18 protein-coding genes and 1 pseudogene are annotated in these 22,474 nt (G+C 42.4%); 2 read left to right on the top strand and 17 right to left on the bottom strand.

All coding sequences use genetic code 11. From position 1 onward, the window contains the following. Nucleotides 1-5: 5 nt before the first annotated feature. The 15 genes and pseudogenes from AXF17_RS03540 to AXF17_RS03475 all read right to left on the bottom strand — a co-directional run bounded on the left by AXF17_RS03540 (nucleotide 6) and on the right by AXF17_RS03475 (nucleotide 16,993). The gene (locus AXF17_RS03540) at nucleotides 6-5,219 is read right to left on the bottom strand and encodes an RHS repeat-associated core domain-containing protein (RefSeq protein WP_094233831.1); all 5,214 of its coding nucleotides are present in this window, start codon (nucleotides 5,217-5,219) and stop codon (nucleotides 6-8) included. A gap of 15 nt (nucleotides 5,220-5,234) precedes the next feature. Continuing rightward, nucleotides 5,235-5,552 carry a TIGR04197 family type VII secretion effector gene (locus tag AXF17_RS03535; RefSeq protein ID WP_094233830.1) on the bottom strand — a complete coding sequence of 106 codons (318 nt, stop codon included), beginning with the start codon at nucleotides 5,550-5,552 and terminating at the stop codon, nucleotides 5,235-5,237. A gap of 1 nt (nucleotide 5,553) precedes the next feature. Continuing rightward, nucleotides 5,554-5,910 carry a hypothetical protein gene (locus AXF17_RS03530; protein WP_094233829.1) on the bottom strand — a complete coding sequence of 119 codons (357 nt, stop codon included), beginning with the start codon at nucleotides 5,908-5,910 and terminating at the stop codon, nucleotides 5,554-5,556. A gap of 76 nt (nucleotides 5,911-5,986) precedes the next feature. Continuing rightward, nucleotides 5,987-6,478, bottom strand: a complete 492-nt coding sequence (locus AXF17_RS03525; protein ID WP_237049078.1) for a dihydrofolate reductase — start codon at nucleotides 6,476-6,478, stop codon at nucleotides 5,987-5,989. 103 nt (nucleotides 6,479-6,581) lie between these two features. Next, nucleotides 6,582-7,412, bottom strand: a complete 831-nt coding sequence (gene thyA, locus AXF17_RS03520) for a thymidylate synthase (protein ID WP_094233827.1) — start codon at nucleotides 7,410-7,412, stop codon at nucleotides 6,582-6,584. Nucleotide 7,413: 1 nt separating this feature from the next. Beyond that, nucleotides 7,414-7,803, bottom strand: a complete 390-nt coding sequence (locus tag AXF17_RS03515; RefSeq protein ID WP_094233826.1) for a Mini-ribonuclease 3 — start codon at nucleotides 7,801-7,803, stop codon at nucleotides 7,414-7,416. Further along, entirely contained in the window at nucleotides 7,796-9,199 is a 1,404-nt protein-coding gene (cysS, locus tag AXF17_RS03510) for a cysteine--tRNA ligase (RefSeq protein WP_094233825.1), read from the bottom strand. Before cysS ends, AXF17_RS03515 begins: the two co-directional genes overlap by 8 nt. 66 nt (nucleotides 9,200-9,265) lie before the next feature. Beyond that, nucleotides 9,266-9,856 (bottom strand): chromate transporter, encoded by a 591-nt coding sequence (locus tag AXF17_RS03505; protein WP_237049091.1) that lies wholly within the window; start codon nucleotides 9,854-9,856, stop codon nucleotides 9,266-9,268. Beyond that, the gene (locus tag AXF17_RS03500; RefSeq protein WP_094233823.1) at nucleotides 9,856-10,527 is read right to left on the bottom strand and encodes a chromate transporter; all 672 of its coding nucleotides are present in this window, start codon (nucleotides 10,525-10,527) and stop codon (nucleotides 9,856-9,858) included. The genes AXF17_RS03505 and AXF17_RS03500 overlap by 1 nt, the downstream gene beginning before the upstream one ends. 67 nt (nucleotides 10,528-10,594) lie before the next feature. Continuing rightward, on the bottom strand, nucleotides 10,595-12,331 hold the full coding sequence (locus tag AXF17_RS03495; RefSeq protein ID WP_094233822.1) for a proline--tRNA ligase: 1,737 nt from the start codon (nucleotides 12,329-12,331) through the stop codon (nucleotides 10,595-10,597). Between the two features lie 2 nt (nucleotides 12,332-12,333). Continuing rightward, a complete protein-coding gene (ispF, locus tag AXF17_RS09805; protein WP_334293362.1) occupies nucleotides 12,334-12,804 on the bottom strand; it encodes a 2-C-methyl-D-erythritol 2,4-cyclodiphosphate synthase in 471 nt (156 codons plus the stop codon). A 21-nt stretch (nucleotides 12,805-12,825) separates the two neighbouring features. Beyond that, nucleotides 12,826-13,665, bottom strand: a pseudogene (locus AXF17_RS09800) (IspD/TarI family cytidylyltransferase); the annotation flags it as partial. Nucleotides 13,666-13,873: 208 nt separating this feature from the next. Continuing rightward, nucleotides 13,874-14,962, bottom strand: a complete 1,089-nt coding sequence (locus tag AXF17_RS03485) for a PIN/TRAM domain-containing protein (RefSeq protein ID WP_094233820.1) — start codon at nucleotides 14,960-14,962, stop codon at nucleotides 13,874-13,876. 92 nt (nucleotides 14,963-15,054) lie between these two features. Continuing rightward, nucleotides 15,055-15,528, bottom strand: a complete 474-nt coding sequence (locus AXF17_RS03480; RefSeq protein WP_094233819.1) for a CarD family transcriptional regulator — start codon at nucleotides 15,526-15,528, stop codon at nucleotides 15,055-15,057. A 235-nt stretch (nucleotides 15,529-15,763) separates the two neighbouring features. Further along, nucleotides 15,764-16,993 (bottom strand): prealbumin-like fold domain-containing protein, encoded by a 1,230-nt coding sequence (locus AXF17_RS03475; RefSeq protein ID WP_094233818.1) that lies wholly within the window; start codon nucleotides 16,991-16,993, stop codon nucleotides 15,764-15,766. Nucleotides 16,994-17,333: 340 nt separating this feature from the next. On the opposite strand from AXF17_RS03475, the gene AXF17_RS03470 reads away from it, so the two are divergent. Both AXF17_RS03470 and AXF17_RS03465 read left to right on the top strand, forming a co-directional pair. Further along, nucleotides 17,334-18,014, top strand: coding sequence for a response regulator transcription factor (locus AXF17_RS03470; RefSeq protein ID WP_094233817.1), 681 nt, complete (start codon nucleotides 17,334-17,336; stop codon nucleotides 18,012-18,014). Beyond that, complete coding sequence (locus tag AXF17_RS03465) at nucleotides 17,995-19,428, top strand: sensor histidine kinase (RefSeq protein ID WP_094233816.1); 1,434 nt, start codon at nucleotides 17,995-17,997, stop codon at nucleotides 19,426-19,428. Before AXF17_RS03470 ends, AXF17_RS03465 begins: the two co-directional genes overlap by 20 nt. A gap of 337 nt (nucleotides 19,429-19,765) precedes the next feature. On the opposite strand, the gene AXF17_RS03460 is transcribed toward AXF17_RS03465, so the two are convergent. Together AXF17_RS03460 and AXF17_RS03455 are read right to left on the bottom strand one after the other, a co-directional pair. Then, a complete protein-coding gene (locus AXF17_RS03460; RefSeq protein ID WP_094233815.1) occupies nucleotides 19,766-21,196 on the bottom strand; it encodes a glutamate synthase-related protein in 1,431 nt (476 codons plus the stop codon). 292 nt (nucleotides 21,197-21,488) lie between these two features. Next, nucleotides 21,489-22,474: magnesium chelatase domain-containing protein (locus tag AXF17_RS03455; RefSeq protein WP_237049077.1), on the bottom strand; the 986-nt coding region annotated here is incomplete at its 5' end.

Genomic DNA, 22,474 nt, shown 5'->3' with positions numbered 1-22,474 from the left:
TGCTCCTAATCCAAACTATTAAGTCTTTTTTTAATTTTGTCTCTGTCTGAATAATAGTATTCATATAATACAACACCAATAATTGCAGCAATCCCTATTACTGGAGTTACAGCGAATGCAAGGCCAACGATTGCCCCTTCTGCTGCTCCAAATGTAAAATTAACCTTTGCATTAGAAGCAAGTTTGCTTCTAGACGCTCCCGCGAAGTAATCTTGACCTGCACCAATACCAACATCAAGCGTGCCACCTAGTATACCGCCTCGTATTCCAGCTCTCTTTAGGTTTTTAGCTGACAGTTCCTGTATCTGACCAGTATCAACAGACTTATCATGTATAAGCGCTTTATTAGCATTGTTATATCTTCTTGTTATCTGGCCAAGTGTCCCATTTTTAGCCCAAGGATTATTCGTTTCTTTTCGAATAATTTGAGCTAACTCTTTTGCAGGTCTATATTCCTTTTGATAATTATTATAAAGAAGCTTTTGACGAATTGCATATTCTGACTCAATCTCAACTGCCTCCGCTCCCTTGCCTATAGATTGATTTACCAGATAATCTCTTGTAAATTCACCCAGATTTTGCTTTGGCTCTTCCTCCATACCATTCAAATCCACAAACCCTACCGGATCGTTATGGCAGTACGCATACTCGTTGAGGCTTCTTGGCTGCTCTACTCTGCCCTTTAGGATATCTCTTCCCATGAATCGCCCTATTTCCGGCATATATTCTCTAGCCTGTGCAAATAGTGTGTCGGAAATATCATCTCGCATATATCCGGTAAAGCCTAGAGGTAGTTCGCCAGCTATTTCAGGTAACTTAGTTGCTTCTGGTATTCCGAATTCATCATAGCCGAAGTCATGTTCAGAAGCTCCTATTACTCTCTCCGGTGTCCCTAATCGGCCAGATAGGATTGGTGTTTCACCTGCCATTACTAGCTCGTTACCAAGCCATGTGAAGTCTTCCGATTTGCTATGACTTTCCATACTGCCTAGGTCATCTACCTGGATGCTTTCTAACAAGTTGTTATATATCTTCGTCTGGTCAAGGACGTAGTCTATGCTTCCTGCATCTGTAGCTCTGGACACTCTCATTCCAAGGCCGTTATATACATACCTTGCTGTGAGTAATTTGCCGTCAATACTCTTTACTGCCTGTATGAGCCTGTTGTTTGCTCCGTATGTATAATCTACAGAAACGCGGTGTTGTGAACTACCCGTGCGCTTATGTATAACATTACCTCGTTTATCGTATTCGAAGATAGTAGTGCCATGAGGAGTGTCTGTTCTCATTAGCTGATTCGCTTTGTTATACAGATACTCTGTCTTTGCCCCTGCTTCATCTAGGATGGTTCTGTTGCCAAAGGCATCGTAGGTATAGCTTCTGAGCGGACTTCCGTCCTTAACTACCCTATTAAGTCTACCTATCTCATCGTATCCATACTCATAGCTTCCGGTGGCTTCAGGCATGCCTTCTCTCTTTTGTCTAGATGCGACTAGATTGCCTGTTTGGTCATAGCTGTACTCGTATGAATCTAGAACTGTACCGCTCTTCTTATTTACAAGGCTTGCCAGATGTCCACATTTATCATATGTGTATGCAGTTTCATCAGGACCCACTGTCTTTGATGTTATTCTGCCGTATGCATCGTATGAAAGCGAGGCAGTATTTACTGATGCTGGTTCCATCGTAGGTGTAGCTGTTTCTACACCTGCGAGTAGTCCTCTATCATCGTATACGTACCTGACGTTCTTGCCATTAGCGTATCTTATACCTGTTCTGTTACCGGCATCGTCATACTTATACGAAATAGACCTACCCTTATGGTCGGTTATGTTTCTTTCTCTTCCGAGGATATCTCTATCTATCTTAGTTAATCCAAGAGAATCTTTTATAGCCTTTAGCTGCCCGAGAGCGTTATATGAATACTCTATATCCTCTCCGTCTCCATACGTAATACGCGAAATGTCTCCCAGATGCGTTCTTGTAATCTTGGTTCTGTTTCCGTCCATATCCGTCTTGGCTTTTATATGGCCTTTGCGGTCATATTCATAGCTTTCGACATTACCGAGTGCATCCGTGACAGATGTTACTCTTCCAAGGATATCTCTTGCGTATGACGTAATTCTTATGCTGTTATGTTTCTTGTTAAGCTTCTGGACTTCTTCAGCATCTTCAAGGAGTTCTAAATTAATATCTTCTGCTTCAGTTCCCACGCCCTGAACGATGTTCATAAGCCTATGGGCTTTATCGTATCTGTATCTGGTAACATTACCTAGAGGATCAACTACAGCAGCAATATCACCGCCCTTTGTTCTGATATACTTTGTCTGATTTCCAAGGCCATCTGTCACAGAACTTATATTGCCGGCAGCATCGTAGGTGTAGCTTGCAGTTAATGCTCCTGCAGTGAACTCTTTAGTAATTCTGTTCATAGAGTCGTAATCAAATGACTTCTCTACATCTCCTACCTTCCTTGATAAGAGATTTCCGTTGTTGTCATATGAAAAGCTTGTTACCACTCCTGCCGCATCAATTACCTCTGTTAATCTTCCGGCTGCATCGTAACTATATCTTATGGTCATGCCTGCACTTCGTTCTTCGATAAGGTTTCCACGTAGGCCGTATGTATACACTGTATCTACACCCATTGGGTTTATCGACTTTATCTTCTGACCGGCTGCATCGTATTCATTTATCCATTCACCGCCAAGGGCGTCTATGAATTTGGTTTCATTTCCGAAAGCATCGTACGCATAGTATTCCGCACTTCCATCCGCCATTACTGCCGAGGTCATGCGGTTCATCTTGTCATACGTATACTTGGTGACGTATCCTTCTTGATCCCTAACCTTTGTTATGTTGCCACAGGAATCGTAAGAGTACCTGATTGTTGAATATGATGCATCTACGACATTAGTCAGATTTCCCTCGGCATCATATAGACATAGGATATTTGCGCCTGTAGGGTCTTTAATCTGGTCAATCTGCCACATCTCGTTGTAGTAGTATTCTGTTCTGCTACCATCTTTATCAACATATGCAGACACCTTGTTCAGCTCGTTGTATTCGGTAAATTCCTCATTTCCGTCGTAGTCAACAACGTGCGTGAGTTTTCCGCTTTCGTTATAATCAAACGTCCTTATGTCCCCGAGCGGATTTATACTCTCGGTCAGTTCATTTCTTGCATTATAAGCGAACTTCTCCAGGTTGCCGTTAGCGTCAACTGTAGAAGTAACTCTATTTAGGTCATCGTAGCTGTATTTATTGGTATTACCGAGCTCATCTATGATTTCGTCAATGTTTCCTCTGTCATCATAACTTAGAGAAATACTGGTGCCGTCTGGGTTTATGATTTTCACTGGAAGCTTATACTCGTTATACTCGTATCCGATAGCTCTACCCAGCGCATCGCTCGAAGAGACTAGATTATCTTTGTCATCGTACTCATTCTGCGCCATGACTTTGCCATTTACCTCTACCGAGAGTAGCATACCTGATTCAGAATACGTAGCCTTAATTACATCCCCCGTTGGGGTCTTCTCCACGATCACATTACCTTTGTCATCGTATTCATACGATGTAATGTTGCCATTCTTATCGCGGTGCGAGGTTCGATCATTGGTATCATTGTATGTAAACTCTTCATAACCACTTGTATATCTGGATACGGTGCTTCGGAATTTCTCATCATGTTCATAGACAGTTTGGCTGCCATTCTGATGAGTAGCTATAGCCTTTCTACCTATGTCATAGTACTGAACCGTTATCTCGTCGCCATCCGGGAATATCTGCCTAGTAACCCTTCCACTGCCATCGTATTCATTGATAAGATTTACGGTATTTCTCGCGTTGATGACAGTGTACATCTTGCACAAATTGTTATACTTGAACGAGTATACGCTCCCCATTTCATCGTGAATTTCAGAGAGAACATGCATCTTGCCAGTCCTACTGAACTTATCATCTATATCTTCGTACTTGAGTTCAATGCTGCGACCCGAGAAATCAGATACCTTGGTCACATAAGAATTGCCGTCATCAGATTCCTCGTAGTCAAATACATATCCTGTGCCAAATTCGGTGCTGAGCTTTTTAAGCTTCAATTCGTCGTACTCGAATTGTATAGCTCTACCTTCACCTGTGAGCTTCTTGATACATCTACCTATATCATCAAAGAAGAATTGCTCTTGCCTTTCGTTAGTATACTTATACCTGTATTCTTCACCATCTAGACGCTCGATTTTTCTTGAAGTAAATCCGTCATCACTTACATATACGTCTCCTTTTAGTATGTACGTCTCCTGCCTGCCGCTGTCTATATTGACCACAATTTTAGATTCGTAAATCGTTAGTTCATTTCTATAGTTGTGAGTCCATCCAGCAGAGGCGAATCTCCTTCTAAAATTATCCACACTGTTATATGTGATCTCCAAAACGAGAGGAACCACACCAGGTGTCTCAAGAAAGTTCTTTCGGTACATGTAGTTTCCAGTAGCCATATTTACTGGATCGAGGGCTTCAATGGTAAGCTTTTCATCCTTAACCATTGTATCTAGCTTTTTCCTCGTTTCACCTAGTCTAATATTGGATGGCTTAAACATTCCTGTTTTGCTATCGAAATGTTTGTCTGAGTAGATTTGATTAACTCCGTTTTTTATGGACTTGATTAGCTCTTTTATTTCGGCAAATAAACTCTCAGTTTGACCAGCGAGATTCTCCATGTCGCTTATTTGTTTCTCAATCTCCTGAATTTGATTTTCTTTTCTTGAAATATAAAAGGAGTATTTCGAAGCTGAGTTACCCCAGATGGATCCGCAATATAAATTGTCGCCTTTTGCTAGAGTGTTTTCCAAAGATTGTAGCTGTTTTTCAAGCTGCATCATCTCATCAAACAACTTCTGTTTATTCAACTCGTTGTGGTTTGCCAAGGTTATGTAATTTTCTATTGCAACATCAAGCTCAATATTCTTTAAGCCCATTAACGCACATACACTATTTAGATCATGGAGCAACTCTTTATAAGTCTTTGTGAAATAGTCCTCTACCGCTTCGAATCCCTTTCCTTGTAGCGTTTTTCCCCTACCACAATCCTCTAGAAAGTTATCTATAGCACGCTGAATAGCGGTAGAACTTATCATCAGCTTATTTATCTGCTGATTCATCTCACGTAGCATATATAGAGTATCTCTTTTATTAATGATTTTGTTTCCGCCTGGCATATGTTCGTTCCCTTCTTATATTTTAACCTTGCTATTACCTATATCTTCGAAAGTAACCGTTAGATATGTTGCGATTTCTTTATCTTCTTTCTTCCATACATCTGCAACTTTAGCTATATTAGCACAATCCTGCTCTAGTTTTTGCTGTAGATGAGGAACAATGTCGCTAAGTGTTTTATAACATGCTTCTGCATCTTTAATTGCAGTATACCCTTCACTATGCACATGCTTTGCTCTACCTAATGAATCATCTCCTAATTTTGTTACAGACCTGCGTATTCTCTCCGCATGATCTTTGGCAAGCGAATTATTTACAGCTATATTTTTACTCATATCAATAGTCCCTCCTCATCTGCATAAGCTCGTCTTCACACTCACGTTCTTCTTTCAGAAGCTTCTGGATTGCTTGTCTTCGCTTCTCAATTCCGACTTCAGCATCTCTTATTAAACTATTATAAAGTGCATCCTCTTGAGAATTTAACTCTGCCACCACTCTACCGAATTCAGTTCCCGCCCAATACTCAAGCATCTCTTCTTGAGTATTACCGCTCCTTTGTCTTAGAGCTATTACATCATCAATAATCTCATTTATACAGGCTTGCTCCTTCTTATTTAGAGCAACTTCATCCTGTATTTCACGAAGGCGCCTATTGATCTCTATCCTTTTGTCCTCTATCCTTCTATCTTCCATTCTTCTACCTTTACCACATTTATAACCTATCGTCACAAGTAGCTGATTAATAATTCATCTTCCTTGTGCAATCCACCTATGCTCTTTCATACAGAGCGAACTCATAGTCGATGCCGTTTTCACTATACATCTCACTCTTCCACGTCTCTTTAAAATCTTCATCTTCGTCGAGGTTAACCATGAATTTGTCGGCATTAAGGTTCGCGTGCATCTTGGTTACAAAGCACTTATCACAATGTTTGTAGAATTTCTTGTAAATGCTCTCCCCACCGATGATAAAAATATGCTCTGGGTCATATTGTTCGAGTTCCTTTAACAGTTCCTCCTCGCTGTGTACGGCTATACATCTCTCAGCCTCAAACTCTTTGTTGGAAGTGAGCACGTAGTTGATACGTTTTAGCAGACCTCTCTGCTTAGGCAGACTCTCGAGAGTCCTACGCCCCATAACTACAACTCCGTCAGTCGTCTTTTCCTTAAAATACTGCATATCCCCAGGAATTGAAGCGAGAAGGTTGTTGTCGCATCCGATTCCCCATTTCTCATCAACAGCCACTATTAGATTCATCATTCACCTCTGTTTATATACTTTCGTTTCCTGTTTTCTCGTTTTAAAAATACTTAAGACGGCACCCATGCAATTGATGCAGGCACCGCCTTTATATAATCTCAATTTATATAGCCACCGGAATGTTCTTCACCTGTGGATTTTTCTGGTAATCTTCGACGATTAGATCATCTACTGTGAACTCGTAGAAGTCTTTCACATCCGGATTTAACGCCACCTTAGGCGCCGGATACTGCGGTCGTTCTATAAGCTCCTTAACTATATCCACATGTCTATCATAGATATGAGCATCTGAAATCACGTGAACAAGCTCTCCCGCCTTGAGTCCACTAACTTGTGCGAACATCATCAGGAGCAGCGAGTACTGCACTACATTCCAGTTATTTGCCGTCAAGATGTCCTGCGAGCGCTGGTTTAGAATCGCGTTGAGTGTATCGCCCTTTACATTGAAAGTCATGCTATATGCGCACGGCTCTAGGTTCATCTCGCTAAGGTCAGCAAAGTTGTACATGTTAGCCATGATTCTTCTGGAATATCTGTCATGCTCAAGCAGCCAAAGGATGTTATCAACCTGATCCATCTCACCCTGCTTGAACTTGTACTTAACTCCGAGCTGGTATCCATATGCCTTACCGATGGTGCCATCTTCACCTGCCCACTCGTCCCAGATATGGCTGCCGAGATCAGAAACCCTGTTCGACTTCTTCTGCCATATCCAGAGCAACTCATCAAAAGCAAGCTTAATAGCCGTAGGTCTTACGGTGAGTGCCGGAAATTCTTCCTGCAAATTATATCTATTAACCACGCCAAAATTCTTTATCGTATGCGCAGGCGCCCCGTCCGGCCAGTGAGGCCTTACCTTCTGACCCTCTGAACTAAATCCGTTCGCTATTATATCTTCGCACATACTCACAAACAGTTTATCTGCTTTACTCACTCTAATCCTCCTCTATAATTCGAATAGCTTCAGCCAGCACCTCTTCAAGTCTATCTTCATCTCTATCCATATGAAGTGCCCCTATCAGTGCTTCAAACCCTGTTGCAAGCTTGTACTTGCGCGGGTCTGCATTCTTAGGTCTTGATGTTGCACGTTTATTCCTCGCACGCTTAACGAACTTCTGCTCCTCTTCAGTGAGAAAATCCTTCATCATAGACTTGATAGCTTTTGCCTGTCCATCTGAAGATACGTACGATACGGCCCTCTTGTGTACTTTGCCGACATCACCTTTATTTCTGCCAATCAGAAGTTCTCTAATATGTAATTCATAGATAGCATCCCCTATATAGGCGAGTGCCGTCGTATTCATGCTCTTGATATCGTTATGCATCTGCTTTAATTATCTGAACTCCCTGTGGTGTGTCTTTGAGTGTATATCCCATAACTGCTAGTTGATCTCTAATCTCATCAGCTCTGGCCCAGTTCTTCTCCTTACGAGCCTGTTGTCTCTCATCTACGAGCGCTTGGATATCATCCCCTATTGCATTTTCGTTGCTTCTCTGTAGAACTCCTAGAACATCAGCGAGTTCATGGATTATATCAAGTGCCTTGCCTGCAAATTCCTTCGATGCTCCGCCTTCTATCTCTATATTGATAGCCGAAACTAGCTCGAAGAGAGCTCCTATAGCACCGGCAGTGTTGAGGTCATCGCTCATGCACTCAACGAATTTCTCCTTATAATCAGCAAATGACTTAACTGTCTGCTCTTCCTGCTCTGTCATCGCTTCAGAACCATTCTGTACGAGGAATTCCAAAGTCTCGGTTGCATTTACAAGTCTATCGTAGCCCTGCTTAACCTGCTTCATACCCTCATCGCTGAAGTTGATTGGTCCCCTGTACTGAACGCTGAGAAGGAAGAATCTGATAAAGTCACCATCATACTCATTACGGATGTCTCTTACTGTAAAGAAGTTATTGAGAGACTTTGACATCTTCTCGCCATCAACCATGATGTATCCGTTGTGCATCCAGTAGTTTGCAAACGGTGCACAGTTGCAAGCCTCAGACTGAGCGATTTCATTTTCATGGTGAGGAAACTTTAGGTCCTGTCCGCCGCCGTGAATGTCAATCGTTGTGCCGAGATGCTTCTTGGCCATAGTTGAGCATTCGATATGCCAGCCGGGTCTTCCTTTACCCCAAGGAGATTCCCACGCGATTTCATCATCTGTCTTCTGAGCCTTCCATAGCGCGAAGTCGAGTGGATCCTTTTTAACCTCACCGATGGCAATTCTAGCACCTGACTCAAGGTCATCAATGTTCTGTCCTGATAGCTTTCCGTACTCAGGGAACTTACGAGTAATATAGTAAACATCTCCGTCAGCCTCGTAAGCATAACCCTTGTCTATGAGTGTGCTGATGAACTCGATGATGTCCTCAATATGCTCGGAAACCTTAGGGTGCACGTCAGCCTTTATTACATTGAGAGCCTGTGCATCGTCAAAATATTCTTTGATGTACTTTTCCGATACCTCAAGTGCCGGTAAATTTTCTTCCTTCGCTCTATTGATGATCTTGTCATCTACATCCGTAAAATTCTGCACGAACTTAACTTCGTATCCGATATATTTGAAAAACCTGCGCAGCGTATCGAACACTACGAAAGGTCTAGCGTTACCTATATGAAAATAGTTGTAAACCGTAGGACCGCAAACGTAAATATTAACCTTGCCTTCCTGGACAGGTACAAACTCTTCCTTGCTTCTAGTCATAGAGTTATAAATCTTCATTTCTTTCCTCCGCAAAATCATATCTCGACTTAATTCGTCATTCCCATTTGGGTATAATTATTTAAATTATACACCAAGGACAGCTCCTACGCACCCAATAATGATAAGTACGAGCATTGGATTTATCTTAAACTTTTGAATTAGCAAAATAGTCAGCCCCGTGAGCGCTATCGCAATCAAATCTATGTGTGAATTACCGACTGAAAGCGACAATCCTCGTAGAGCTGCAAAATTTCCGCCTAGAGAGCTCTTCGGCATAACTGCCGCACCTCCAATAGTAATTGCTGCTCCTGCTATAAGTCCTACTGTCGCCGGTCTTATACCCTCTAGAGCACCTTTAACAGCAGTGCTTTCCTTATAACGATTAACAGCCTTAGCCACTAGAGAGATAATTATAAATGCCGGTGTTGCAACACCTAGTGTTGCCATAGCGGACCCAAGATAGCCGCCAACCTCATATCCCACATAAGTTGCCGAATTTACTGCAACTGGGCCCGGTGTCACCTGTGCGATAGCGACGATATTTGCAAACTCCTCTTGAGATATGTTCGCAAACTCCCTAATGCTATCGTATATGAGCTGGATAATCGCAAGACCGCCACCAAATCCAAACAGACCTATTTTGAAGAAGGCAAGATATAGCTTTAGTAAAATCATCACTTGTCGCCCCCTCTTCTCTTTATATTATGATTCAAACTGGATGCTTCTTCATCAACTTTGAACTTTGATGATTCTGTATCACATTTTCCTTCTGCAAGCTCCGCATCGTCTCTTGCTCTCGAAGCTTCTGCATCCTCGACAGATGATTTCGTCATATAGGCACGAGTAACTCCTAGAGTTAGGAACAACAGAATAATGTAAATAACATTTATCTTAAATACAGCAATTAGCACGAAGCTGACCACTGAGCCTATTGCACTGAATCTATCCTTGATCACACCCTTCGCAATTTGATACACAGCTAAGATTATGAGCCCCAGCGCAGCTGCTCTCAGTCCTCCAAGCGCCCCTTGAACGTACGGATTTCCGTCTATGAAATTCATACCTTTAGCTATAATGACGATTATCATAAACGAAGGTAGAATCACACCAAAAGTTGCAACAAAGGATCCAATCAGCCCGCGCCTCTTGAATCCTACGTAAGTTGCCATATTAATGGCAATGACGCCTGGAAGTCCCTGACAGATCGCGATAATATCTATCATCTCGTCTTCAGAGAACCATTTCTTGTCTTTTACCATAATATTAGAGAGGATGGGAATCATAGCGACCCCACCCCCTATTGTGAATAAGCCCAGTTTGAAAAATGTGACGAATAGTTCCAGCATTTTCCCTCCTAATTCTTAGGACATTAAATCACCTTGTAATTAATTTTTTCCCTTCGAAATTATCGGATTATAGTCCGAAGATTTCCTTATCAACGAGCTCTGCCGCAGCCTTGATAGCTTCATCGGCCGACATAACTTCGTTGCCCTCTTCACGTCTTAGCTTGTACTCAACGTTTCCGTCCTTAGCAAGCTTTCCAACTGTGATTCTAACAGGGATACCGATCAGGTCAGCATCGTTAAACTTAACTCCAGCTCTCTCATCTCTATCATCTACGAGAACTTCAACGCGCTTAGCTTCCAGTTCAGACTCAATCTTGTTAGCAATTTTCATCTGCACTTCATCAGCAGGATTGATAACGGTTACGATTACGTGGTATGGCGCAACTGACATTGGCCAAATGATGCCCTTATCATCATGACTCTGCTCCACGATTGCCTGCATAGTTCTTGTAATCCCGATTCCGTAGCAACCCATCCAGTAAATCTGGTCCTCACCATTTTCATCCTTATAAGTTGCACTCATCGAATCTGAATACTTAGTTCCGAGCTTGAAAATCTGTCCAACCTCAATACCTCTTGTGTGCTTGATTGGAGCTCCGCAGTGTGGGCATGGGTCGCCTTCCTTGAGCGTCTTGATATCAGTTACGATATCTCCAACGTAATCTCTACCGTAGCAAACGCCCTTCATATGATGGTCTTCCTTGTTAGCTCCGGCAACCATGTTCTTAGTTCCTACTAGCTCGCTATCAACAACAATCTTGCAATTATGAATTCCAACTGGTCCTGTGAATCCGCCAACGATTCCTGTAACAGGTCCCATCTCGTCCTCATCCGCAAACTCGATGTAGTGCTCAGGAATTCCAAGAGCATTTACAAGCTTAATCATGTTAACGTCTCTATCGCCTCTGATAAAAACGCAAACGTAATCAGCCGGATTCAAATCCTGGTCAAATGTAGTGAACATAAGAGCCTTAACAGTCTGCTTCTCCTCAACACCAAGGAAGTCGCATACGTCCTTGATAGTCTTCGTACCTGGAGTATATACTGTCTCAAGAGCCTGCTCTGGCTCATCAACAGGCTTCTCATCTATGCACTCAGCTCTCTCGATAGTAGCCGCCATATCGCACTTCTCACAGTAAGCGATTTCACTCTCACCAACGTTAGATAGAGCTGAGAACTCGTGTGAATTGCTGCCACCGATTGGACCGTTGTCAGCCTCAACGATTCTGAAGTCAAGACCACATCTTGAAAATGTTCTCACATATGCGTCGTACTGCAGTCTGTAAGCCACTTCTAAATCTTCTGGAGTTCTGTCAAACGAGTATGCATCCTTCATGATAAACTCACGAGATCTCATCAGACCGTATCTTGGACGGGCTTCGTCACGATACTTGAACTGAATGTGGTATAGCTGAAGAGGAAGCTCTCTATAAGAAGAAATCTCCTGTTTAACGATATTCGTACACAGCTCCTCACATGTAGGAACAAGGCAGAAGTCTCTGCCGTTTCTATCCTTGATTCTCCAAAGCTCCGGTCCATAAGCGTACCATCTTCCCGACTCCTTCCAGAGTTCAGATGGATTTACGTGAGGCATGTGGAGCTCCTGACAACCGATTCTGTCCTGCTCCTGTCTTACGATATCTTCGATCTTTCTGATTGTTCTCCAGCCAAATGGCATGAATGTATATATTCCAGCAGCTTCCTTCTTGATTAGGTTAGCTCTGATCATCAGCTTGTGGCTGATTAGTTCCGCTTCGTTTGGTGCTTCTCTCAAAGTCTTGAGGTGGAGCCTCGATAATTTCATAGTTAAAATCTCCCTTCTATTGTGCAAACAGCCTGTGCTGCAATGCCTTCTTCTCTTCCGGTAAAGCCAAGCTTCTCTGTCGTCGTGGCTTTTACACTCACAGCGCCAACGGGCATCTCAAGTGCTTCAGCGATGTTCTCTCTCATCTTATCTATATACGGTGCAAGCTTAGGTCTCTCGGCAATTATCGTGATATCAACATTGCCAATGCTCATGTCACCAAGCTCCTTCTTGACTTCACGAAGAAGTGTAACACTATCTGCACCCTTATAACTCTCATCTGTATCAGGAAAATGCTTTCCTATATCGCCCAAGCAAGCTGCCCCGAGCAGCGCATCCATCAGCGCATGTGTCGCCACGTCTGCGTCCGAATGTCCGACGAGCCCCTTGTCGCTGGGGAGTGGAACCCCGCACAGTATAAGTCTGTGCCCTTCGGCGAGTCTATGAACATCATATCCTGTACCTACTCGTATTCCCATAGGGATGTCCTTTCCAGTAGTTATCTTGGAATTGGCATAGTCTCCTTCAACAAGAGCGATGTCCAGTCCAAAATATTCCGCGATAGAAGCATCATCTGTACCGACATATCCGTCACGTCTCGCTTTGTCGTACGCAGCCATTAAACTGTTTAGTTTAAAACACTGCGGCGTCTGTACAGCGACCACTCTATCTCTATCAATAGATTTACTATTAATTATAAGATAATCATTATGTGATGACAAGTCGTCAAAAAATTCACTTGCTGATTTTTCTGTCATTCTGAGCGAATCAATAGCTGGAACTACAGTACATGTTGCTTCATTTGATCTCATCGCGGCTATATTTCTGTCTATGACTCCTTCAGTTATTTCAGCTCTAGCTGCATCGTGAACCAGTACCACCACCTCTGAGCATCCTGCTGATTCAGAATTAGCAGTGCCTTTAGCGTTCTTCGCATCATCTTCACCATCTGAAGCTTGCTCACATTCAGCCAAATACCGCGAAATGGCCTGCAAGCCGTTATACACCGACTCTCCTCGGGAATTTCCGCCATACGAACAGCGGACAGGCTTGTTGTGCAAGTGTCTCAGCCTGTCTGCTATTTGGAAGAATGTCTCATCGTATTCTTTATCTTGTGGTATGAGGAGAAATATCGCATCAATCTCCTCGTGTGTCGCAAAGACTGAAGCAGTTCGCTCTATCACCGTAGTTCCCTTATAGCTCATAAGCTGCTTAGGAAGCTCCGACCCCATGCGCGTACCCTTACCAGCCGCGGCGATGAGCGCAATATGAATGCTACGGTGCTTCGCCGCTAATCTCTGTCTATCTAAATTAATACTAATCGCTATTTCCATCCCTCGTTTAGTCTGCGAAGGAGCTTCCCTTCGCGAATGTAACTCTATATGACGAGCCACTTACTCCACCTGCAATCTGCAATTTGCAGCAACCAACTGACAACTATACATCACTAAACAGTTGATAGTTTCTAACAGCTAATCTATAGTTGATAGTTAATAGTTAATAGTTGATAGTCACTAGGTGCTTGTTGCTTATATTATTGCATTATGGATTGATGCGTGCAAATATCATTTTGCCTGCCGCTGTCTGTATAACGCTCGTAACTGTTGCTGCTACGTTTTCAGCGATGTGATCAGCACCATCTTCAACGACAATCATCGTACCATCATCGAGATAGCCGATACCTTGCTCACGATCTTTTCCACGCTTTACAATGTCGATAAGCATTTGCTCGCCAGGAATAACCACCGGCTTGATTGCATTTGCCAACTCATTGATATTGAGTACCTTTATATCGTTGATTGTCGCAACCTTGTTGAGATTAAAATCAGTAGTAATCAAATTGGCATTTAGTTCACGCGCCAACTTAATAAGCTTCACGTCTACCTCAGGAATATCGTCAAGGTACTTAAACTTCGTAGTATTGTTGCAAATTTCTACGTTAAATTCACTTCTAATCTGATTGAGTATATCGAGACCACGTCTTCCGCGCACACGTTTGATATTGTCACTGGAATCAGCGATATGACGAAGCTCATCCAATACAAAAGCTGGAATTATAATCTTGCCGTCTATGAATCCCGCTCTCATGATATCGAGGATTCTGCCATCAATAATTACACTCGTATCAATTACTTTAGGCACACCAGCTTGAATTTTCTCCTGACCACGAATTGCAAAGTTATCAAATATCTTTCTGTTGCCCTTAACTTTAGCTGATGCAATCGCAAAGCCAAAGAACCCAAGCATGAAGTAAAGTACAATCGTCACTACTGCGTACCAGAGTGGTGGCAAAAGCGATCTGTAGCTCATAGAAATGATGAGTGCAATAACTAGTCCGATAACCACACCGAGTGCATCTACGAGAATCGCATCAATGGATATATCTTTGAGATCATGCTCTATATACGATGCGGCTTTCTTCTGTTTCTTGATGAGTGTCGGTGCAAAAATTCTAAAAATAAGTCCGAAAATCACTACAAAAAGCACTAGTATGCTGAAATCAACGACACTCGTAACAGCAACTTCATTAAAGCTGATATTTTCAAGTTGCATCTGCAGTACACAGAACAAGAGTCCTCCGATTATACCGCCCATGACAAACAGCAATACGGAATACATCTTCTTGATCATTCTTACCCCTCCTTTCTGCCAAAAATTAAACAATCGTTTTTATAAAAAAAGGCACTTGCGGTCAAGGCTTGACGCAACAAGCACCCTAATGGCTAAATGTTAGATTCTACAAGGTTATCGGCTTCGTCCAAAGAAAGCCCTCCCGCGAGCACTAGTTCGCTCTCAAGAATCTGCTTGGCATTGCCTAAAAGTTTTTTCTCTCCTGTCGACAGCTTCTTTACCCTGTCGCTACGTACGAGATTTCTCACTACGCCAGCAACTTCGTATATATCGCCAGTACGAAGCTTCTCTGTGTTCTCTCTAAACCTTCTATTCCAGTTGTTAGACATCTCATCAGACTCGCCTCCAAGCACTTTGAGAACACCTTGAATGTCTTCCTTGCAAATGATGGCTCTAACCCCTACCTTATCCGAATTATCAACAGGAACCATCACATGCATCTTGCTATATGGGAGGCTTACATGATAATAGCGGCAAATCTCACCGAGCACTTCTTTTTCTTCGATTTCGGTAATAACACCTGCCCCATGCATTGGATATGCAATGTTGTCTCCGATATTGAACACGGTTAGCCTCCTTCCTGCACAATCTACATATTAAAATTATAATATAATTGCATTTTTTAAGCAACACATGAATTTTTTAGATTAGCATGTTCAATTCATGATGTCAACATATTTTATAAATAGTTTTTACGTATTAATATCTAAAAAATAAGGGATTAGAGTTTAAACTCTAATCCCTTGAATATAGAATATGATTCAAAACCATACTATAAGTTCTGATGAACACAGCTACTATTTATTTCTGTAGGCGCTTGCGCATGTACAATGCAACTAGTATAGTCGCTACAGATGTAGCAAAGACTACAACAGGCACGGTCAAATCAGTATTATCTCCTGTCTTTGGCGACTTTGGTTTCTTTTCAGGAGTATTATACATAACAACATGTTCTTTCTGCCCTGCAACAAATTCTATTTTTTCATTACTAAGCTGATAACCTTTAGGTGCTGCAAGCTCACTCAATATATACTTTCTACCATTTACAAGATTATTGATATCATGAGGGGTATCTGTAGAAGTCCATTCATCTACAACATCGCCACTCTCAGCATCAATAACCTTCATCTGTGCGCCAGGCAGTTCACTCTTATTAGTTATATCCTGCTTGCTTATCTTTACATCATTGAATTTAAGCCATGTTACCTGAAATTGTGTAACTGCTGTCTTATCCTCAATTATTCTAAGAGTACCTATATCCTGCTTACCTCTCTCGGTCTTGATAACTAAAGGCTCATATTTAAAGTTTTTTCCGATTTCCCCTGTGCTATAAACTCCGCTTACACCTGGATTCGCTTCAAGATGGAAAACATCACCAACAGAAAGGGTTACTTTGCCTGTAAGTACAGTTCCATCCTTCTTAACTACCTTAACTCCATTTGGAACATTGAACGAAAGTTTTTGGTCTGCTGTACCTTTAACTTCATTATCTTCAGTCACCTGTACTTTTCTCTTTGCGTCCCAAGATGTTTTGAGATTTTTCTTCGCGAACTGAGTAATCTCACTTGGTGGCATAGGCTTACTATTAAGGAAATCCTTAAATTCCTTTACTCCCTCAACATTATTATAGTTGTTAACGTTGCCATAGAAATCACTCAACGTAAGTGAAGTTATAACTACACCCTTGGCCTCATCACCATTAAATCCTTCCCAAGGTTCTACGCCATATTGTCCATAATAAAGTGCTTTTGCAACATTAGTATTATTATAAATCTCTTCACTTATTGGATTTGTTCCTGAAGGGTCACCATTATGAGATTCCAAACAGAAGCACTTGTGTTCCCCCTTGTATATAAATATAGTTGCACGATAACCTTTGTAATTTCCAATATTCTTTGCAACTATATCATTAGCATCTGCGTTGACGCTTTTAGGCATCATAGATACAAATACTGTAAAAATTAATGTCATAATAGCAAGAATAAGGAGAAGATGCTTACCTTTTCTTACACCGAGCTTATTGTGAGTCATATGAACCTCCCATTTATAATTTAAGTGTGTTTAATATTTAGCGTATTATAACGCATTATAGTCACGCGGTGGTTACATAAATCTACAAATTGTTGTTTTTCTGTTATTTTATTAAAGTTCTAAACTTTCTGAACTGATTATTATAAAATAATTGGGTGTAACAAACAAAATTACAAATACGCTTTTATGGTTTCAAAATACATCCACACTTTACAATCTTGTATTCTTCAATGGATTTCCACAATGTGAAGATGGGTTGTGATATAATTGTACAAAATTTAGGAACTATAAATTTGAATTAGTGTTTTGTATTATTCACATGATATGAAAGGAATAAGATATGAAAAAGCTACTTGTTGTAGATGACGAAGCGAAAATCAGAGAGGTCATCAAGGAATATTCAGAATTTAGCGGCTACGAAGTTACAGAGGCTGCAGACGGAATGAGCGCAATTGGACTATGCAAGCTTAACGATTACGACCTGATTATCATGGATGTAATGATGCCTAAGCTAGATGGTTTCAGCTCAGTTAAAGAAATCAAGAAGTTCAAGGACATTCCAGTCATCATGCTTTCTGCAAGAGGAGAAGAATACGATAAGCTATTCGGCTTCGAGCTAGGTGTTGACGATTACGTAGTAAAACCATTTAGCCCTAAGGAGCTCATGGCTCGTGTAAATGCAGTTATTACTAGACGCGAAGGTGCCGACCACGGAACGAGCAACGTGATGAAATTTGACGGTCTCGAGGTTAACTTTGCGGCTCGTACAATCTATATAGACGGAGAGAGAGTAAACCTTACACCTAAGGAGTACGACCTTCTCTTCTATCTAATCCAGAACAGAAATATCGCTCTATCTAGAGATAAGCTTCTCTCGGATATCTGGGGATATGATTTCTTCGGCGACGATAGAACTATTGACACTCACATCAAAAACCTGAGAAACAACCTCGGCCCATACAGAGATTTCATCGTTACGCTAAGAGGAGTAGGTTACAAGTTTGAATACGAAGACAAATAGAAGCAAGTGGGATCCGAACAGCATACGTGCAATCTCACTGATGTACTTCATGGTGTTTGCTGCGGTTATCCTGCTCATGGTTTGGTTCATGCAGAGCTTCTTCATGAACACATACTACGAGCGAATGATGGCTCACGAAGCGCAGGCAACGGCGAATAAACTCGGTAATTATTATTCTACAAATAGGGATAATTTCGATGCATACGCACGCAAAGCTGCTGACCGAAACGGTCTATACATAAGACTTGAGACGGCAGATGCTACTACAGAGTATGGTAACAGTGGCTTTTCGCAGGGCGACTTACCTCATTATCAGTTCGAGATTTCAGATGCCAGAGACAAACTTGCTAAGGGTTCACTCGGTACCATTTCGCTCACTGTAGCTGATAAAGGAAACAAAGCTTCTCGTCTCGTATACGCGACATACCTTGGTAATCGAAACGATGGAACTATCCTTTACATGATCGCACCACTATACCCGGTAGAGTCGACTATTTCGATTCTGCGTTCTCAGTTGCTCTACATCACATTTATCACGCTTATGATAGCCAGCATGCTTGCTATCATCATGTCGACATGGCTGTCTTTACCGATTGCAAGCATAACAAAATCTGCAGTGCAACTCAGTAATGGCAACTATAATGTCAAGTTCAGAGGTGGTCTATTTACTGAAACGAATGAGCTTGCCAGAACGCTAAACAAGGCTTCGTACGAGATGCAGAAGACTGATTCATACCAGCGCGACCTGATTGCCAACGTATCTCACGATCTCAAGACACCGCTCACGATGATTAAATCATATGCGGAGATGATTAATGATATCTCTGGAGATAATCCTGAGAAGAGAGCTGAACACCTTGCAGTTATCATAGCTGAAGCAGATAGGCTCAACAAGCTTGTTTCCGATATGCTCTCAGCATCGAGACTGCAGTCGAATTCTGCAGAGCTCAATATGACGAAATTCGACATCGTCAAGGCAGCTAGTGAAGTCGAAGAGACATTTGAGGTCCTAAACCAGCAAGAGGGATACGATATCTCATTTAGCAAGTGTAAATCAGCGTATGTATATGGTGATTACGATAAGCTCAAGCAGGTTATGACAAATCTGATTTCCAATGCGATAAAATATTGCGGCGAAGATAAGTATGTGCGCATCGAACTTAAGAAGGTCGGACGTAATGTGAGATTTGACGTAATAGATCACGGTGACGGAATCGCTGCTGAAGAGATTTCCCACGTGTGGGAGCGCTATTACAGAACTAGTGCTAACAGAAACCGCAACATCGAAGGAACCGGCCTGGGACTGTCCATCGTAAAAGGTATCCTCAGCCTCCACAACGCCAATTACGGTGTCGAGAGTGAAGAAGGTAAAGGAAGCGATTTCTGGTTCGAGCTAGCTACAGTTAAAAAATAATTTCTAAGTAGAAATGCATGTTTCGGCAAGTTCCCAAAATACATTTATAGATAAAACACAATTGGAATATGAAACAGGAAGGTGAATTCTCACCTTCCTGCTTTTGTCTTACCATACTTCGAGCAACCACTACCGCAAACAGGGCAAATAACACGTTTCATTTAACTATCCTCCTAAAATGTTGTTTCTAAGGAAGATATAACCCCAATACACCTTGAAATTTTAAGTGTTTTAGACGATTTTACCAACACGTTTTGTCCTATAAACCTGAAATTCTCTCTATTTTATATATAATCTATCTGCGCTGTTTTATTGATGACAACTTTAATAGCTTTAACTATACATGCGCAATATTGGTATGCTCAGATATCTCTCTGTTAGTAGTAACGAGATCTTCGACACTAAGATCGTGAAGCTTACTATGCCCCGTAACTCTTGCAAATGCCTTGAGCTCCTCAAGCGACACATTTAGATAGTTCGCAACACGCTTTGCAGCCGCTTCTTCCTTGAATCTAGCGCGTAGTTCAGGATTCTGTGTTGCAATTCCTACTGGACAAAGTCCTGTACCACAGATTCTGTATTGCTGACAAGCCGCTGCGACGAGTGGCGCCGTAGCAACTGCTACCGCATCCGCTCCCATAGCTATCGCTTTAGCGAAATCAGATGAAACCCTAAGTCCGCCAGTTATAATAAGCGAGATATCTGAGTTGATGCTATCAAGGTATTTGCGAGCTCTATAAAGTGCAAATATTGTCGGTACACTTGTTGACTCTCTTAGAAAAAATGGGCTGGAACCAGTTGCACCACCTCTTCCATCGATAGTGATGAAGTCAGGCTCAGCGTAAACGGCAAAAGCCACATCCTTCTCAATTCTACCTGCCGCCAGCTTGATACCAATTGGTCTGCCCTCGGAACGCTCCCGTAGCTCGAAAACTAATGCCTTAAGGTCATCCTTGCTGTGTATGTTAGGGAATTTTGAAGGACTTTTGATATCTTGGCCTTCTGGTTTTCCACGCATTGCCGCAATCTCAGGAGTTACCTTATCTCCAGGAAGATGTCCGCCCATTCCAGGCTTAGTCCCCTGACCTATCTTAATCTCGATAGCGTCTACCTTCTTTAGATTTTCGTCTGTAACACTGTAGAGATTCGGGATGTACTCAAATATATATTTATCAGCAGCCTCGTATTCCTCAGGAAGCATCCCGCCTTCACCGCTGCACATAGCAGAATGAGCGAGCGCGCTTCCCTTGGCAAGCGCTACCTTGGATTCCTTAGACAAAGCGCCAAAAGACATGTGTGACACATATACAGGGTTCTCGAGTACTAGCGGCTTACGTGCTTTTTTGCCGATTACTACCGATGTATCAACCTCATCCTCATCATTTAAAGGCATCGGATCAAGCTGCGCTCCAAGTAGTAGAATGTCGTCGAAGCCTGGCATCTGCATCTGCGTGCCCATGGCTGCACTGATCGACTTTCCCGAAACTGCCATCTCATGAATCTCTTTCATATATCTGCAGCTCTCATCTGTTTTTGTAGTCGCTTTGTCATATTCTAGGTTCGCTGAAGTATTATCATCCTGTGAAGACGTATCAGTCTTTGCTGAAGCTGACGCTTCCTCCTGAGGTATGCTTTCGCCCTCATCTACAAGGAGCATAACATACTTTGGCTGCTTACATACTGGACATACATCAAGCGATTCAAACGATTTGCCTTCTTTTTCCTCATCAAAAACGTATCCGCAAATCTTACATTTATATTTAGCCATAATTTTCACCCCCATATTCATTTAAGTCATTTTGTCCATTGTATCATTTAATTGTATGCAATTGTGAACAATCTATGACTTTTAGCTTGACTAAATATGCGAGTATCTATTGATGCTTGCTCAGTCATTGGAGGTAGAATCTGATTTTATATTGCAATCAGCCTGCTATAAAAGAGAGCACCGCATTTGCGGTGCTCTCCATGTTGCATAATATATTCTATCTCATTGAAGAGCTAACTGCTTCGCTTGCTATCGTCCTCTATGTCTCTTGGGACTCTAGGAACTAGCGCAGCTAGTTCTTACCTATATATGCTCTGATGGCGTCGCCGAGGCTATCCGCTCCTACTACTTGGATGCCGGATGCTGACTTCTCGCATTTGAGGTTCCCTTTCGGGATGATTATGATCTCGTAGCCGAGGCGTGCCGCTTCGCTTACTATACGGTCTGCATTCCTCACTGTCCGCAGATTTCCGGTAAGCCCGACCTCGCCGAGCGCCACGACGCGGCGAGGCGAGGTGCGCTCGCGGAACGAGCTGTAGATCGCGAGCGCGACGGCCAGGTCTGCACCTGGCCCGTCGGGCTTCAGTCCGCCGACCACGTTTACATATACATCATAATTAAGAAGGGAGATTCCGACCTTCTTTTCTAATACAGCCAGAATCATGTTGAGTCTGTTATTGTCGATACCGATTGCGCTTCGGCGCGCGAAACCGACATTGGCGGGCGTCACTAGCGCCTGAATTTCAAAGAACACTGGACGGCTGCCCTCGTAGAGCGCCGAAGCTACCGAACCCTCTTCACGTATATCCGAACTCTCGAGCAGAGTTCCCGATAAGTCCCTTACCTCGGTCATACCTGCAGCACCCATGCTGAATGCCCCGATTTCCTCGGTGGTTCCAAATCTGTTTTTGACAGAACGCAGAATCCTGAGATCCCTATCTCGCTCACCCACAAAGTTCAACACACAGTCAACCATGTGCTCGATAGTCTTAGGTCCAGCCAAATCTCCTGATTTATTGACATGTGCAACTATAAAAATTGGCACATTATTGATCTTAGCATACTTCATAAGCAGATTTGAGCACGCACGAATCTGTGTGATGCTACCAGCCGTGTTATCGAGTTCCTCTGAGTACATCGTCTGAATCGAATCGATTACCAAGAACTTCGGTTTAGTCTGCTCGCAGACCGCAAGCACGCTCTCGATATTAGTCTCTGGAAAAATCAGCAGATTGTCCGACAGGTTTTCGCAAACCCTGTCAGCCCTTAGTTTCACCT

It is taken from the genome of Mogibacterium pumilum, from assembly GCF_002243385.1.
Classification (GTDB): Bacteria; Bacillota; Clostridia; order Peptostreptococcales; family Anaerovoracaceae; genus Mogibacterium; species Mogibacterium pumilum.
Note: the sequence above shows the minus strand (reverse complement) of the source record. Positions and strands in the feature narration are given on the sequence as shown.